At 45.3% G+C, this 14,812-nt stretch carries 12 protein-coding genes; 11 read left to right on the top strand and 1 reads right to left on the bottom strand.

What is annotated here, in order from left to right; all coding sequences use genetic code 11:
* Window positions 1-150: 150 nt before the first annotated feature.
* The 7 genes from G5B12_RS08315 (at window position 151) to G5B12_RS08345 (ending at window position 7,340) form a co-directional block, all read left to right on the top strand.
* The gene (locus G5B12_RS08315; RefSeq protein WP_174088036.1) at window positions 151-873 is read left to right on the top strand and encodes a LytR/AlgR family response regulator transcription factor; all 723 of its coding nucleotides are present in this window, start codon (window positions 151-153) and stop codon (window positions 871-873) included.
* 92 nt (window positions 874-965) lie between these two features.
* Window positions 966-1,853: an amino acid ABC transporter substrate-binding protein gene (locus G5B12_RS08320; RefSeq protein ID WP_174088037.1), complete on the top strand. Its 888-nt coding sequence runs from the start codon at window positions 966-968 to the stop codon at window positions 1,851-1,853.
* Between the two features lie 228 nt (window positions 1,854-2,081).
* Window positions 2,082-2,732 carry an amino acid ABC transporter permease gene (locus G5B12_RS08325; protein WP_021977638.1) on the top strand — a complete coding sequence of 217 codons (651 nt, stop codon included), beginning with the start codon at window positions 2,082-2,084 and terminating at the stop codon, window positions 2,730-2,732.
* Between the two features lie 21 nt (window positions 2,733-2,753).
* Window positions 2,754-3,446, top strand: coding sequence for an amino acid ABC transporter ATP-binding protein (locus G5B12_RS08330; protein ID WP_021977637.1), 693 nt, complete (start codon window positions 2,754-2,756; stop codon window positions 3,444-3,446).
* Window positions 3,447-3,568: 122 nt separating this feature from the next.
* On the top strand, window positions 3,569-5,002 hold the full coding sequence (purB, locus tag G5B12_RS08335) for an adenylosuccinate lyase (protein ID WP_015527100.1): 1,434 nt from the start codon (window positions 3,569-3,571) through the stop codon (window positions 5,000-5,002).
* Window positions 5,003-5,122: 120 nt separating this feature from the next.
* Complete coding sequence (locus G5B12_RS08340) at window positions 5,123-6,397, top strand: adenylosuccinate synthase (RefSeq protein ID WP_174088038.1); 1,275 nt, start codon at window positions 5,123-5,125, stop codon at window positions 6,395-6,397.
* A 121-nt stretch (window positions 6,398-6,518) separates the two neighbouring features.
* Window positions 6,519-7,340: an HAD family hydrolase gene (locus G5B12_RS08345; protein WP_118170412.1), complete on the top strand. Its 822-nt coding sequence runs from the start codon at window positions 6,519-6,521 to the stop codon at window positions 7,338-7,340.
* Window positions 7,341-7,624: 284 nt separating this feature from the next.
* Here G5B12_RS08345 and G5B12_RS08350 read toward each other — a convergent pair whose 3' ends face one another.
* Window positions 7,625-8,677, bottom strand: coding sequence for a helix-turn-helix transcriptional regulator (locus tag G5B12_RS08350; protein WP_174088039.1), 1,053 nt, complete (start codon window positions 8,675-8,677; stop codon window positions 7,625-7,627).
* 156 nt (window positions 8,678-8,833) lie between these two features.
* Here G5B12_RS08350 and G5B12_RS08355 point away from each other — a divergent pair, with 156 nt between their 5' ends.
* From G5B12_RS08355 to G5B12_RS08370, 4 genes are all read left to right on the top strand, one after another.
* Window positions 8,834-10,189: an MFS transporter gene (locus tag G5B12_RS08355; protein WP_021977633.1), complete on the top strand. Its 1,356-nt coding sequence runs from the start codon at window positions 8,834-8,836 to the stop codon at window positions 10,187-10,189.
* Window positions 10,189-11,757 (top strand): alpha-L-rhamnosidase-related protein, encoded by a 1,569-nt coding sequence (locus G5B12_RS08360; protein WP_174088040.1) that lies wholly within the window; start codon window positions 10,189-10,191, stop codon window positions 11,755-11,757. The genes G5B12_RS08355 and G5B12_RS08360 overlap by 1 nt, the downstream gene beginning before the upstream one ends.
* Before the next feature lie 170 nt (window positions 11,758-11,927).
* Window positions 11,928-12,161 carry an HPr family phosphocarrier protein gene (locus G5B12_RS08365; RefSeq protein WP_021977631.1) on the top strand — a complete coding sequence of 78 codons (234 nt, stop codon included), beginning with the start codon at window positions 11,928-11,930 and terminating at the stop codon, window positions 12,159-12,161.
* A gap of 2 nt (window positions 12,162-12,163) precedes the next feature.
* Window positions 12,164-14,677, top strand: coding sequence for a glycoside hydrolase family 3 protein (locus G5B12_RS08370; RefSeq protein ID WP_174088041.1), 2,514 nt, complete (start codon window positions 12,164-12,166; stop codon window positions 14,675-14,677).
* The last annotated feature ends 135 nt before the right edge of the window (window positions 14,678-14,812 follow it).

The raw sequence follows: 14,812 nt of genomic DNA on the forward strand, positions 1-14,812 counted from the left end.
TACTTGTGGCATTATTATACAAAAACAGATCAGGAATTGCAATTATTTGTAAAAAATCCGAGCACAATTGGTGGCACATATTGCGAGACAGTTTTTTTGAAAATAGAATAGATCATATCAAGAAAGAACAGGGCGGAGGGAACCAGAACCATGGCAGTGATAACTATTGCGGTATGTGATGAAATACGAAAAGATGCTCAGAAGCTTTACAGACAGCTTTCAACGCTGCTTCCGGATGCGGAGATCCTGATATACCGTAGCAGGCAGAGCCTTCTTGACGGACTGACGGAAGGGCATAAGATCTGTAATGTGGTATTTATGGGTCTGGATGGTGAAAATGGAAAGAGCCTGGAGACAGTCCGTGCGATACGGCTTCGGGGAAATTATATTCCGGTCATCATGGTAGCGGAAAATGAGAAATTTTATAAAGAAGCTTTTGAGGTATTTGCTTTTAATTATCTGACGAAACCTGTAGAAAGCGGAGAACTGGAGCATGTGCTGTTACCTATCCTGACCACCTGTGAAAGAGAAGGCGGAAAGGCGCTGCATTTTCATTACAGAACTCAGGTTTATACACTCCAGCATAACAGTCTGGCGTACATATCCAGCAGCCTCCATAATGTAACCTTCCACCTTACCGACGGAAAGAAACTCAGCTGCAGAGCGCGTCTGGGAGATTTTGCGGGACAGCTTTCCGACAGTAATTTTATGAGATGCCATCAGAGCTTTTGCATCAATCTGGAGAAAGTGAACACACTCAAAAAGAACAGTTTTGTAATTGGACAGACTGAGATCCCTATTTCCAGAGCCTATTTAAAAACCGCAAGAAAGAAATACAAAGATTATCTGGCACAGCAGAAGGTTTGCTCTTGACAGCTCCTTTTTGGTATGGTACTATAACCATACGCTTTCACGTGGTAGAGTGACCACGTGATAAAGGAATAACGAAAAAAAGGAGAACAATCATGAAGAAGAGAACAGTTGCAGTAGTAATGGCGGCAGCGATGACAATAGGAATGATGGTAACAGGAGTAAGTGTACAGGCAGGTGTTGAGGATAAGACCCTGATCGTAGGATTTGATGCTGAGTACCCGCCATTTGGATATAAGGATGATAATGGTGATTATGTAGGATTTGACCTTGACCTGGCTCAGGAAGTATGTGATAATCTTGGATGGGAGCTTGTTAAGAAGCCGATCAACTGGGATTCCAAGGACATGGAACTGAATTCCGGAACCATTGACTGTATCTGGAACGGATTTACCATCAACGGACGTGAGGATGATTATACATGGACAGATCCTTACATCAACAATGAACAGGTAATCGTGGTTGCCAAGGATTCCGGAATCGAGAAACTTGCAGACCTTAAGGGTAAGAACGTAGTTGTACAGGCTGCATCCGCTGCACTGGACGCACTGAACAACGATGATAACAAGGATCTGAAGGACAGCTTCGCATCTCTCACAGAGAACCCGGATTACAACACCGCATTTATGAACATTGATTCTGGTGCTGCAGATGCGGTTGCTGTTGATATTGGTGTTGCCAATTATCAGCTTTCACAGAGAGGCAAGGATAAATACGTGATCCTTGACGAGCCGATCCAGAATGAGCAGTATGGCATCGGATTCAAGAAAGGTAACGATGAGCTGAAAGATCTGGTATGGGCAGAAGTTGAGAAACTTGACGAGTCCGGCGAAGTTGATAAGCTTGCAGATAAATATGAGCTGGATAAGAGTATGCTCTGCATCAGCGAGGATAAGGAGGACTCAGATTCCGATTCAGCAGAAGCTGACACAGAGGAAAGTGCAGATAGCACAGAGAAAGAAGCGGATTCTGAATCTAAGTGATCCAGTCTCAGATTACAGCAAAAGCTGTGAAGATATTTTTTCAGAAACTATCCAACAGCAGGAGAAATAAGAAACATAGCAGAAGTTTTTGAAGCTTCTGCATAAAAAGGAAATGAGGGTGCTTCGGCGTATGAAGAGCTGCCGGGCACGCTCATTTCCTGTTGTTTACAGGAATTACAGGTATCAGTCCGATAAATGGGACAGATACTCCGAACCAGGAGGAAAAAAATGAGTTTTAGTGTAATGCTTCAGCAGCTGGCAGGAGGAATGCTGGTCTCTATTGAGATCTTTTTTGTGACTTTGCTGTTTTCTCTGCCGCTGGGACTTCTGATCTGTTTTGGCAGAATGTCCAAAAACAAAGTGATCCGTGCCATTGTATCCGCGTACATATCCATTATGAGAGGAACTCCGCTGATGCTGCAGCTGATGGTTGTATACTTCGGCCCGTATTTTATCTTCGGAATCCGTATTTCCATGGGATACAGCCTGATCGCTGTATTTATTGCATTTGCCATCAACTATGCGGCTTATTTTGCAGAAATCTACCGTGGCGGCATTGAGTCCATGCCGGTTGGTCAGTATGAGGCTGCAAAGATCCTCGGATACAATAAAGTGCAGACGTTTTTCCGCATCATCCTTCCACAGGTGATCAAAAGGATCCTGCCATCCATTACCAATGAAGTTATTACACTGGTCAAGGATACTTCCCTTGCCTTTGTTGTGGCAGTAGCGGAGATGTTTACCATTGCCAAGCAGATCGCAAGTGCACAGACGACCATGATGCCCTTTGTGATCGCTGCTGTATTTTATTATGTATTCAATCTGATCGTGGCAGTTGTGATGCAGAAGGTTGAAAAGAGCATGAATTACTACCGTTAACCGGAATGGAGAGTACAGAATATGAAATTATTTGAAATGAAACATATCAAAAAAAGCTTTGACGGGCTGGAAGTTCTCAAAGACATTTCGCTTGATGTGGAAGAGGGGGAAGTTTTAAGTATCATCGGTCCTTCCGGTTCCGGCAAGTCCACCATCCTGCGCTGTGCCACAGGTCTTGAGACACCGGACAGCGGCGAGATCATCAAAACCGGAGATGTGGGACTGGTGTTCCAGCAGTTTAATCTGTTCCCGCATTTTTCCGTAATGAAAAATATCGTAGACGCACCCTTAAAAGTGCAGAAAAGAAAAAAAGACGAAGTCTATGCCCAGGCAAGAAGTCTTCTTAAAAAAATGGGTCTTGCAGATAAGGAAAATGCGTATCCTTTCCAGCTTTCAGGAGGACAGCAGCAACGAGTATCCATTGCCCGTGCCCTCTGCATGAATCCGAAGATCCTGTTTTTTGATGAACCGACATCTGCACTGGATCCGGAGCTCACCGGTGAGATCCTGAAGGTTATCAAGGATCTGGCACAGGAGCATATCACCATGGTGATCGTCACCCATGAGATGAATTTTGCAAGAGATATTTCCGACCGCATCATCTTTATGGACAAGGGTGTGATCGCGGTGGAGGGAACCCCACAGGAGGTATTTTCTTCCGATAATGGCAGAATGAAGGAATTTCTGGGAAAATTCCATCAGGGTATGGAGTAACAAACGGTTGCTTTTGAAGAGGCAATGTTATATAATTTCAAGAGGCGTGAATTAACCAGATCCGGGCAGATAACGGATCATTCGCCATTCCGGCCCGGATGTATGTAATCAGGAGGATAATAATGAATACAGACAGATATGTAAGCCCGCTGTCAGAGCGGTACGCAAGCAAAGAGATGCAGTACATTTTTTCCCCGGACATGAAATTCCGCACATGGAGAAAGCTGTGGATCGCACTTGCTGAGACGGAACGTGAGCTTGGCCTTAACATCACCCAGGAGCAGATTGATGAGATGAAAGCTCATGCGGATGATATCAACTATGATGTGGCTAAGGAGCGTGAGCGTCAGGTTCGCCATGATGTAATGTCTCACGTGTATGCGTTTGGTGTACAGTGCCCGAAGGCAAAAGGCATCATCCATCTGGGAGCAACCTCCTGTTATGTAGGAGATAACACCGACATTATCGTTATGACAGAGGCACTGAAACTTGTCCGCAAGAAACTTGTGAACGTGATCGCGGAGCTTTCCAAGTTTGCAGCACAGTATAAAGATCAGCCAACTCTGGCATTTACTCATTTCCAGCCGGCACAGCCGACAACAGTAGGTAAGAGGGCAACTCTCTGGACACAGGAATTCCTGATGGATCTTGAGGACCTTGAGTATGTATTAAGCACTATGAAACTTCTTGGTTCCAAGGGAACAACCGGTACACAGGCAAGCTTCCTGGAACTCTTTGACGGAGATCAGGAGACTATCGACAAGATCGATCCGATGATCGCCGAGAAGATGGGATTCAAGTCCTGCTATCCGGTTTCCGGACAGACTTATTCCAGAAAAGTGGACACCCGTGTGCTGAATATCCTTGCGGGAATCGCTGCAAGTGCACATAAGATGTCCAACGACATCCGTCTTCTTCAGCATCTGAAAGAAGTGGAGGAGCCATTTGAGAAATCCCAGATCGGATCTTCCGCCATGGCATATAAGAGAAACCCGATGAGAAGTGAGAGAATCGCTTCCCTGTCCAGATATGTGATGATCGATGCCCTGAATCCGGCTATCACATCTGCGACACAGTGGTTTGAGAGAACTCTGGATGACTCTGCAAACAAGCGTCTCAGCGTTCCGGAAGGATTCCTTGCAATTGACGGAATCCTGGATCTCTGCCTCAATGTTGTAGACGGACTGGTTGTTTATCCGAAGGTTATTGAGAAGAGACTGATGTCCGAGCTTCCGTTCATGGCGACTGAGAATATCATGATGGATGCAGTTAAGGCAGGTGGAGACCGTCAGGAGCTTCATGAGCGTATCCGTGAGCTTTCCATGGAAGCAGGCAAGAACGTGAAGGTAGAAGGCAAGGATAACAACCTTCTTGAACTGATCGCTGCGGATCCGGCATTTAACCTGACTCTTGAGGATCTTCAGAAATCCATGGATCCGTCCAGATATACAGGACGTGCAAAAGAGCAGACAGAGGCGTTTATTGCCAATGTGGTACAGCCGGTTCTGGATGCACATAAGGATCTGCTTGGGGTTAAGGTTGAGATCAACGTATAATTGCGGAAGGTTATAAACATTAAGAAATGAACACAGACAGGAATAGCATGTCTTCTGGCATTACAGACAGAGAACATGCCGTTCCGAATAATAGAGAAAGACACAAGGAGGAACTGTGTTATGGTAACTGCAGTAGTAGGAGCAAACTGGGGAGATGAAGGTAAGGGCAAGATCACAGATATGCTTGCTGAGAAAGCCGATATCATCGTAAGATTTCAGGGAGGAGCCAATGCCGGCCACACCATCGTAAATGATTACGGTAAATTCGCACTTCATACACTTCCGTCAGGTGTGTTTTACGGACATACAACAAGCATCATCGGAAACGGTGTTGCACTGAATATTCCTGTATTTTTCAAGGAGTACAATGAAGTGGTAAGCCGTGGAGTACCGGCACCGAAGATCCTGATCTCCAACAGAGCACAGATGGTAATGTCTTACCACATTCTGTTCGATCAGTATGAAGAGGAGCGTCTTGGCGGCAAGGCTTTCGGTTCCACAAAATCCGGAATCGCTCCGTTCTATTCTGACAAATATGCAAAGATCGGCTTCCAGGTAAGTGAGCTCTTTGATGAGGAAGCACTGAAAGAGAAAGTTGTACGTATCTGTGAGACCAAGAACGTAACACTTGAGCATCTCTATCACAAACCGCTTCTGAAACCGGAAGATATCATGAACGAGCTGATGGAATACAAGAAAATGGTTGAGCCATACGTATGTGACGTATCTCTCTATCTCTGGAATGCACTGAAAGAGGGCAAACAGGTTCTTCTTGAGGGACAGCTCGGAACTCTGAAAGACCCGGATCACGGAATCTATCCGATGGTTACATCCTCTTCCACACTGGCTGCTTATGGTGCCATCGGTGCAGGCCTGCCTCCATATGAGATCAAGAAGGTCGTAACCGTATGCAAAGCTTACTCCAGTGCAGTTGGAGCAGGTGCATTCGTTTCTGAGATCTTCGGCGAGGAAGCAGATGAGCTGAGAAAACGTGGCGGTGACGGTGGTGAGTTCGGTGCTACTACAGGCCGTCCGAGACGTATGGGATGGTTCGACTGTGTTGCATCCAAATACGGATGCCGTCTCCAGGGAGCTACAGACGTTGCTTTTACAGTACTGGATGTTCTGGGATATCTGGATGAGATCCCGGTTTGCACAGGCTATGAGATCGACGGAGAGGTAACAACAGAATTCCCGACAACTGTGCAGCTTGAGAAAGCAAAACCGGTTATTGAGAAGCTTCCGGGATGGAAATGCGATATCCGTGGAATCAAGAAATACGAGGATCTTCCGGAGAACTGCAGAAAATATGTAGAGTTCGTAGAGAAACACATCGGATTCCCGATCACCATGATCTCAAACGGACCAGGAAGAAACGACATCATTTACAGATAATCATTTACTGTGACAGGATTACGACAGGCAGCGCCGGGGAAATTTCTCCGGCGCCCTTTTGTTAAGAGGCTGATGATAATATTGGCTATAACAACTGGTATATCATGTGAAAGGATTCCGAATGAAAAATTTTAAAAGAATTGCGGCACTGGCAGGCGTTGTTATTTTGCTTCTCGTGTTCTGCCTTCCCATGGTGTTTGCATGGGGCAGCAGTGAGAACTCACAGGCTTTGTTCCGGGGCGCTTTTGCGGCAGCAGTACTGGTACCGATCGTGGCTTATGTTTTCTGGATGGCGTACCGGATCTGGGGACCTGAGAAACCAAAGGAGGATGAAAACCGTATGATCGAGAATGTTATTTTTGATGTGGGAAATGTGTTGATGGGATATGACTGGGAAGAGTATCTGAAGAGCTACAATTTTCCGGAAGAAAAATATGAAAAAATTGCGGATGCAACATTTCGAAACCCAATCTGGGAAGAACAGGACAGAGCACTCCACGAGGAGTCCTGGTATGTAGATAAATTTGTAGAAAGTGCACCGGAATATGAGAAGGATATCCGTGAAGTGGTACGACGGGATCCGGAATGCATGCATCTTTATGACTATGCGGAAACCTGGGTGAAATATCTCAAAAACCAGGGATATCATCTCTATGTTCTTTCTAATTACGGAACTTATATGCTGGAGAGAACCAAAAAAGATATGCCGTTCCTGAAATATATGGACGGAGTGGTATTTTCCTGCGACGTACAGCAGATCAAGCCGGAAGTGGATATTTATGAGACACTTCTGAAACGCTATGATCTGAAACCGGAGAAGTCGGTATTTATGGACGACCGGGCCATCAACTGTGAAGGGGCTAGAAAAGCAGGGATCCGTACCATTCAGTTCGAAAACCTGAAACAGGCGGCAAAAGAGCTTGAGGAACTTGGTGTGAAGTAATTTGTGATGATGCAGTATGAGTTGCTGTAAAAAGAGAAACGCAGAGAACCTGCACCATCGCGAAGCCCTCTGCGTCTAAAGGGGAGGATATGATAAGTATCTCCCGGAACGGAATCGGTTATACAGATAATATATAAAATTCTCCGTTTTTTTATGACAGCAGGATATTGCTTATCATGAAAAATTTATCCTGAAATTTTTTATTGCGGAACTTCTCTTTAACGAAAGGCAGATACATTTATCTGCCCGGATGGAGGTTCCGTATTTTTGACTACATTATTACGTTATTCTTTGTTCTTCTTCCGGTATTCACCGGGAGTCATTCCATAAGTTTTCTTAAAAGTACGCATAAAATGTTCCGGACTTTCGTAACCTACAAGTTCGCAGATGGCATGATTGCTGAGAGAAGTTTCCCTGAGGGCACGGCATGCCTGGTTCAACTTGATATCCCGGATGATCTGTAAGAATGTCCGGCCGGTACTTTCTTTGATCAGGGTGCTGAAATGGGAAGAACTGTAGCCAAAATGTTCTGCAGCTTCGCTTAAGGAAACACTCTGATAGTGACGGTTCAGATAGCCCAGGATTTCTGTTACGGAATTTCCGGTGCTGTCCTTTGTGAGGATGGATTCGATATCATTTTCGTGATAACGAAGCAGCATGGCCCAGAACATGATCAGCATGGAATTGAGGAAGGTGTAGCTGTATTTTGCGTGCCCCAGATATTCGATATAGAGATTTTCCAGCATGTCATGGATCTGTGGATCATTTCCGCTGTGAAAGATCAGATAATTTCCTTCGGTCTTGCGGTACAGCACATGGGCAAAAAACTGCGCCAGGGCACTGTCCGCAGTCAGTGACTGGAAGAAAGTGGACTGAAAGGTGGAACCACGTACCAGAATATTAAAAGCAACACTGTCATCAAAGATTCCCACACTGTGGGTAGTATGTGGTGGGATGATACAGATATCCCCGGTATGTAAAGTGTGTTCGATCCCCTGAATGGTAGTGTGGGTAGTTCCGTCATAAACACAGAGAATCTCAAAAAACTCGTGCTCATGGGAAAAAACAGGCGTATAACGGTAATGCTTGGAAAGTACGATATTGCCATTCATGTCATGAAAAAGATCGGCTTCTTTCATATAGGGATACCAGGCCTCTGCCTGAAGTTCCGGGACAAAAAGCCGGTGTTCATAGATCAGTTCACGGTCCAGTGTAAGACAATATTCATGAAAGGTTTCCGGATGTTCTTTCTCCTGAAGGTAAAGTGTTTTATAAAAAATCTCATCTTCATTGTAGGCATAAATGTATTTCTGAAATTCTTCTCTGGTAAGTTTCATAACAGTCCCCTTTTCGTGCGGATCTTTCATAAGAGATAAGGAAAGTATATCATAATCATCGAAAAAAACGTCAGTGTTTTACAAAAAAAATCACAATTGGAAGAAAAAGGGAAAAAGTGTACAGTAATGCCAGAAAGAAATTCGGAGGTAAAAGAGATGAACGAAGTTGAAAAGAAAGTAAAGATCGGCCTGTGGCGTCAGAGGATCGGTTATGGATCTTCCGATTTTGCCTGCAACCTGATCTGGCAGATGATCTCCCTGTATCTGCTGTATTTTTACACAAATGTCATGCATCTGAATGCCGGTGCAGTCAGTGTAATGTTCCTGGTAACAAAAGTAATTGACGGAATTTCCGACCTGATCGTAGGATTCCTCATTGACAAGACAAACACAAAATGGGGTAAATCAAGACCATGGATCCTGTTTGGTGCGGTTCCATTTGGTGTGGCTGCAGTCCTTGCATTCTCTGTACCGGATATCGGACAGACAGGTATGCTGATCTACGCATACATTACTTACATTCTGCTTTCCACTGCATACACCGTTGTAAATATCCCGATGGCATCCATTCTTCCGGCACTGAGCGAAGACCCGCATGAGAGAACCGTCCTTGCATCCTGCAGAACTTTCTTTTCATCCATCGGTTCCACTGTAGTCAGCGCTTTTGCCCTGACACTGGTAGACAAATTCGGAAACGGCAACGAGGCACTTGGATTCCGTATCGTTATGATGATCTTCGGTGTAGTCGGATGCCTTGTATTCTTCTTCTGCTTCTTTAACACAAAAGAGCGTGTAACCATCAAACAGGAAAAAGTCAGCCTTAAAGCAAACATTTCCTGTCTGCTCCACAACAAACCGTGGAAACTTTTTGCACTGAATATCGTCTGGTTCTTTGGTGGATTTGTGATCCAGGCAAGTGCGGTTATTTATTACTTTACTTATGTTGTACAGAACACGACACTGGTACAGATCGTTGCGACCATCACAACACTGGTACCAATCGTAGCAAATCTTTGTGCACCGTTCCTTGTAAAACTCACATCAAAACGAAATCTGATGGTTGGAGGAAGTTTTGTACATATGGGTGGTCTTCTGATCATCTTCTTTGGCGGCACAAATGTTCCGGTTCTTCTGGCTGGTGCGGTGATCGCGGCAGCAGGATACGGACTGAAGGGAAGTATGCATTTTGCAATGCAGCCGGACCCTGTTGATTATGGTGAGTGGAAATCCGGTGTAAATACAGCCGGAACTCTTTCCGCAGTAAATGGTTTCATTGGAAAAGTGGGAATGGCTATCGCCAGCAGTATCGGTGCGGCACTTCTTCAGTTTGGTGGATTTGACGCAAACCTTGCAACACAGACAGCAACGGCTCAGACTTATATCACAGCAATGTACATCTGGGTGCCGATCATCACAAATATCGCAACAATTATCACAATGATGTTCTATGATCTGGATAAGATCTATCCGCAGATCGTCAAAGAACTGGATGAAAGGAGAGCAAACGCATAATGCCAGAGGTAAGCATTGACCTTGAGATGGTCCGTGTGACCAATGAGGATTTTGTAAAAAAAGCAGAAGCATGCACACCAAAGTTACGGGAAACGGTAGTTCGTCCGGTTTCTATCGTAGATATCGTAAAAACAGAAGATGTTTATCCGGAAGTTCATAAAAAAGATGAGATCGGAAATCTTTCCAGCTATCACCTGGCAAAAGGAGATAAGATCTGTCTGGATTTAGGAGATCATCAGGTGGGATATGTGACCCTGAAACTGAACTCCGTAGGAAGCCCTCAGGATGCACCGGCATTTTTCAGACTGAAATTCGGTGAGATCGCCAAGGAGATGACAGAGGACTCCGCAGATTATGATGGGTGGATCAGCCGTGGATGGATCCAGGAAGAGTTTATCCATGTCGATGTCCTTCCGGCAGAGCTGAAGCTTCCAAGAAGATATGCATTCCGCTATATGGAGATCGAGGTGATAGATACATCACTGAAATGGCAGATGGTAGTGGAAGATGTATCCTGTGTCAGTGTTTCCGCTGTCAGTATGGAAGATGTAAAGCCGGTGGAAAGTGAGGATGAAATGATCCGAAAACTGGACCGTGTCAGCCTCCGTACCCTGCAAAACTGTATGCAGTCCGTATTCGAGGACGGACCAAAGAGAGACCGTCGTCTGTGGCTTGGCGACTTAAGGCTCCAGGCACTTGCGAACTATGAGACCTTCCACAACATGGATCTGGTAAAAAGATGTCTGTATCTGTTCGCTGGACAGACAAAGGATAATGGCCAGGTCAGCGCCTGCCTTTTCACAGAACCGAAATTTATCGTGGATGATACCTTCCTTCTGGATTATTCCATGTTCTTTGGAGCAACCCTCTGTGACTACTACGAAGCGTCCGGTGACAGGGAAACTTTAAAAGATTTAAGTGCCTGTGCATATCGTCAGATGGAAATTGCGAAAGAGCAGTTTGATGAAAAGGAACTTATGAAAAACGGAGATGGTTTCTGGGGCTTTATCGACTGGACGGATGGTCTGAACAAGCAGAGCGCAATGCAGGGTGTTTATATATACTGTGCAAAGAAGGTACAGAAGATCGCAGAAATCCTCGGAGACGCTGAAAAAGCCGAAGAGATGAAAAAAGAAGCTGCGGCGAAAACAGCAGCTGCGAAAAAATATCTTTTTGATAAAGAGAGCGGCCTTTTCATAAGCGGAGAGGAAAAACAGATCAATTATGCAAGTCAGGTATGGCTGATCCTGGCAGGCGCGGTAGACAGCGCAGAGGGAGCAGAAATCCTGGACCGTCTGGTGGAGTTAAAACCGGAAAAAGGAATGGTTTCTCCGTACATGAACCATCATTTTGTGGAAGCACTTCTGATGTGCGGAAAAAGAGACCAGGCAATGGAATATATGAAATATTACTGGGGCGGAATGTTAAGCCACGGTGCGGATACATTCTGGGAACTTTACAATCCGGAAAATCCGGCGGAATCTCCTTATGGAAGCAGCATTGTCAACAGCTACTGCCATGCATGGAGCTGCACCCCGACGTATCTTCTCAGGAAGTACTTTAACTAAATCAAGTAAGTCCCCTGCGAGGGGGACTTGCTTGTATCAGGAGGAGCGTAGCTCCTTCTGATAAACTGCGTAGCAGTTATTTGGTGTAGAGCTACGTAGCGAATGCGGATGCTTTTATCCGCTTGCCCAAAATATCCGCTTGAATTTAACTGGAAAAGGAGAGTCTGATTATGGTAAAATTAACAGTAAACATCGTATCCATGCAGGATGCAGATAAATTCAATAAACTTTGCAGCAAATTTGACTGCGACATGGATCTGCAGAGCGGTAAATATTATGTAGATGCAAAATCAATCATGGGAATCTTCAGCCTTGATCTTTCCAAGCCGCTAGTCCTGAATGCAGGTACAGATGACGAACAGAAAATAAAAGAAACATTTGCAGATTTTATCAGAGAGGAATAATCATGACACGTATTTTGAAAGAGAGAAAATTTTCCGGCACTACAGATCCCAAAGTGCAGCCATGGGAATTGGAACATCGTAAAGTGGCCCGCCGTGCAGCGGCAGAGGGAATCGTTTTACTAAAAAATGAAGATCATATCCTTCCGCTGAAAGCAGGAAGTAAAGTGGCACTTTATGGTGCCGGTGCAGGCAGGACCATCAAGGGAGGAACCGGCTCCGGAGATGTCAATGAGCGTGAACGCGTATCTGTTTTTCAGGGAATGAAAAATGCCGGATTCCAGGTGACAACAGAAGCGTGGATCGAAAGCTACGACCAGATCTATGAAAATGCACGTCAGGAGTGGAAGAGAAGTATCCTTTCAAAAACAGGAGAAGGTGCAGATACCATGGATTTCTTTACGGTATACAGCACCACTCCCTTTAAGATGCCGGCAGGAGATCCGATCCAGAAACCAGCCGAAGGAGAAGATACAGAAAACGCGATCTATGTTCTGAGCCGGATCGCAGGAGAAGGATCAGACCGTACTGCTGACAAAGGCGATTATGATCTCAGTGAAGAAGAGCATCAGATGCTGGCAGATATCTGTGCTTATTATAAGAATGTGGTTGTTGTGATCAATGCAGGTGCACAGGTGGATCTTTCCTTTATGGATGAGTTCCGCAATATCAGAGCCCTTCTGGTGATCGTACAGCCTGGAATGGAAGGCGGAAATGCCTTTGCGGATATCCTGTCCGGTAAGGTGAACCCATCCGGTAAACTGGCAGATACCTGGGCTTATAAATATGAGGATTATCCCAGCTCCGAGAAGTTTTCACATAATAACGGAAATGTGGAAACAGAGCTTTATGATGAGGGAATTTATGTGGGATACCGCTATTTTGATACTTTTGAAGTTCCGGTGCGCTATGGATTCGGTTACGGTCTTTCCTATACAGACTTTGAGATCACCGGATGTGCTCTGAAAGCGGTATCAGCAGAAAAGATCCGTGTTACGGCAACGGTCAGAAATACGGGAAATGTTTCCGGTAAAGAAGTCGTACAGGTTTACGCATCCCTGCCGGGCGGCATCCTCGAAAAAGAAGCACACCGTCTTGCAGCCTATGCAAAGACAAACGAGCTGAAACCGGGAGAAGCACAGGAAGTTACCATGGAAGTAAAGATGGATGGGCTGACTTCTTATGATGAGAAGAGAGCTGCATGGATCCTTGAGAGTGGTTTTTATGGCATATGGGTCGGAAACAGTCTTGCATCAGCAAAACTCTGCGGAGGCATAAAACTGGATCAGGAAGTGATCCGAAGACAGGTCAGAAATCTTTTCCCGCTGAAACAGGAACTGGAAGAAATTTCTCAGGAAGCATCCAAAACAGCAAAACGTGCGGCGGCAGCAGCGCAGCAGGCGAAAGAGGAGGAACTGACTGTTCTTAACATTCGTGGAGCAGACATTGCTACCGAGACTGTGGAATATAAGAAGAATGCAGACCTCTATGAAAAAGAAGCAATGGATTTTGTAAATACCTTGTCAGAAGAAGATCTGATCGATCTGGCAGCAGGAGATCCGGGCAAAGCACAGGGTGGCAATCTTGGCGCAGCAGGAATTTCCGTTCCAGGTTCTGCAGGTGAAACCCATCGCTGTGCAGTAGACAAAGGTCTTGCAAGCATCGTTCTGGCAGACGGACCGGCAGGACTTCGCCTGATGAAGTATTATCATGTAAATGACGGAAGCATTGTTTCCATGCCATTTGAGTTCAGTCTGGAAGGTGGATTGTTCTATGACGATTCCAGAGAACTTCCGGGAGAAAGATATTATCAGTACTGTACTGCGATCCCGGTAGGAACACTGCTTGCGCAGACCTGGAACCGGGAGCTGATCCGTGAAGTGGGAGCCATGATCGGAACAGAGATGGAACATTTCGGAGTAACACTCTGGTTGGCACCGGGAATGAATATCCACAGAAATCCTCTCTGCGGAAGAAACTTCGAATACTATTCCGAAGACCCGTATGTATCCGGAACCATTGCGGCAACTATGACAGAAGGTGTTCAGTCCAATTATGGATGTGGAACGACCATCAAACATTTTGCCTGCAACAATCAGGAAGACAATCGTATGGGATCAGACAGTGTTGTGTCTGAGCGTGCACTTCGCGAAGTTTATCTCAAAGGATTTGAAATTGCGGTAAAAGAAGCACAGCCAATGTCCATCATGACCAGTTACAATCTGATCAATGGTATTCATGCGGCAAACAATTATGATCTCTGTACAGAGTCCGCCAGAAACGAATGGGGATTTAAAGGAGCGATCATGACAGACTGGACGACTACAGAACAGGGAGACAGCTGTACAGCATCCGGCTGCATGAGAGCGGGAAATGACCTGGTAATGCCGGGATGTTTCGGAGATCATGACAATCTCAGAAAAGAACTGAAAGAGGGAACACTTAAGATCGAGGACCTGCGCGCATGCATTGCACGTCTGGTAAGTGTGATCTGGAAGTCCAATCAGTACCTTCAGTAAAATAAACAGGATATGATATAAGACACATAGGAAAAGGACAGTGAATGGGAAAAGTTGCTGTCCTTTTTCGTGATTTTCCAAAAAAATATTCTGCACAGTACAGTGACGGCTGCAGGTGAGAAAGTATCTTTTTTA

The organism is Blautia sp. MSK.20.85 (assembly GCF_013317245.1).
Taxonomy (GTDB): Bacteria; Bacillota; Clostridia; order Lachnospirales; family Lachnospiraceae; genus Blautia_A.

Bases quoted from the DNA above. Each gene is read 5' to 3' on its own strand.
- G5B12_RS08350 (WP_174088039.1), bottom strand. From the start codon at position 8,677: ATGAAACTTACCAGAGAAGAATTTCAGAAATACATTTATGCCTACAAT.
- G5B12_RS08340 (WP_174088038.1), top strand. From the start codon at position 5,123: ATGGTAACTGCAGTAGTAGGAGCAAACTGGGGAGATGAAGGTAAGGGC.
- G5B12_RS08325 (WP_021977638.1), top strand. From the start codon at position 2,082: ATGAGTTTTAGTGTAATGCTTCAGCAGCTGGCAGGAGGAATGCTGGTC.
- G5B12_RS08370 (WP_174088041.1), top strand. From the start codon at position 12,164: ATGACACGTATTTTGAAAGAGAGAAAATTTTCCGGCACTACAGATCCC.
- G5B12_RS08330 (WP_021977637.1), top strand. From the start codon at position 2,754: ATGAAATTATTTGAAATGAAACATATCAAAAAAAGCTTTGACGGGCTG.
- G5B12_RS08345 (WP_118170412.1), top strand. From the start codon at position 6,519: ATGAAAAATTTTAAAAGAATTGCGGCACTGGCAGGCGTTGTTATTTTG.
- G5B12_RS08320 (WP_174088037.1), top strand. From the start codon at position 966: ATGAAGAAGAGAACAGTTGCAGTAGTAATGGCGGCAGCGATGACAATA.
- G5B12_RS08315 (WP_174088036.1), top strand. From the start codon at position 151: ATGGCAGTGATAACTATTGCGGTATGTGATGAAATACGAAAAGATGCT.
- G5B12_RS08355 (WP_021977633.1), top strand. From the start codon at position 8,834: ATGAACGAAGTTGAAAAGAAAGTAAAGATCGGCCTGTGGCGTCAGAGG.
- purB (WP_015527100.1), top strand. From the start codon at position 3,569: ATGAATACAGACAGATATGTAAGCCCGCTGTCAGAGCGGTACGCAAGC.
- G5B12_RS08360 (WP_174088040.1), top strand. From the start codon at position 10,189: ATGCCAGAGGTAAGCATTGACCTTGAGATGGTCCGTGTGACCAATGAG.
- G5B12_RS08365 (WP_021977631.1), top strand. From the start codon at position 11,928: ATGGTAAAATTAACAGTAAACATCGTATCCATGCAGGATGCAGATAAA.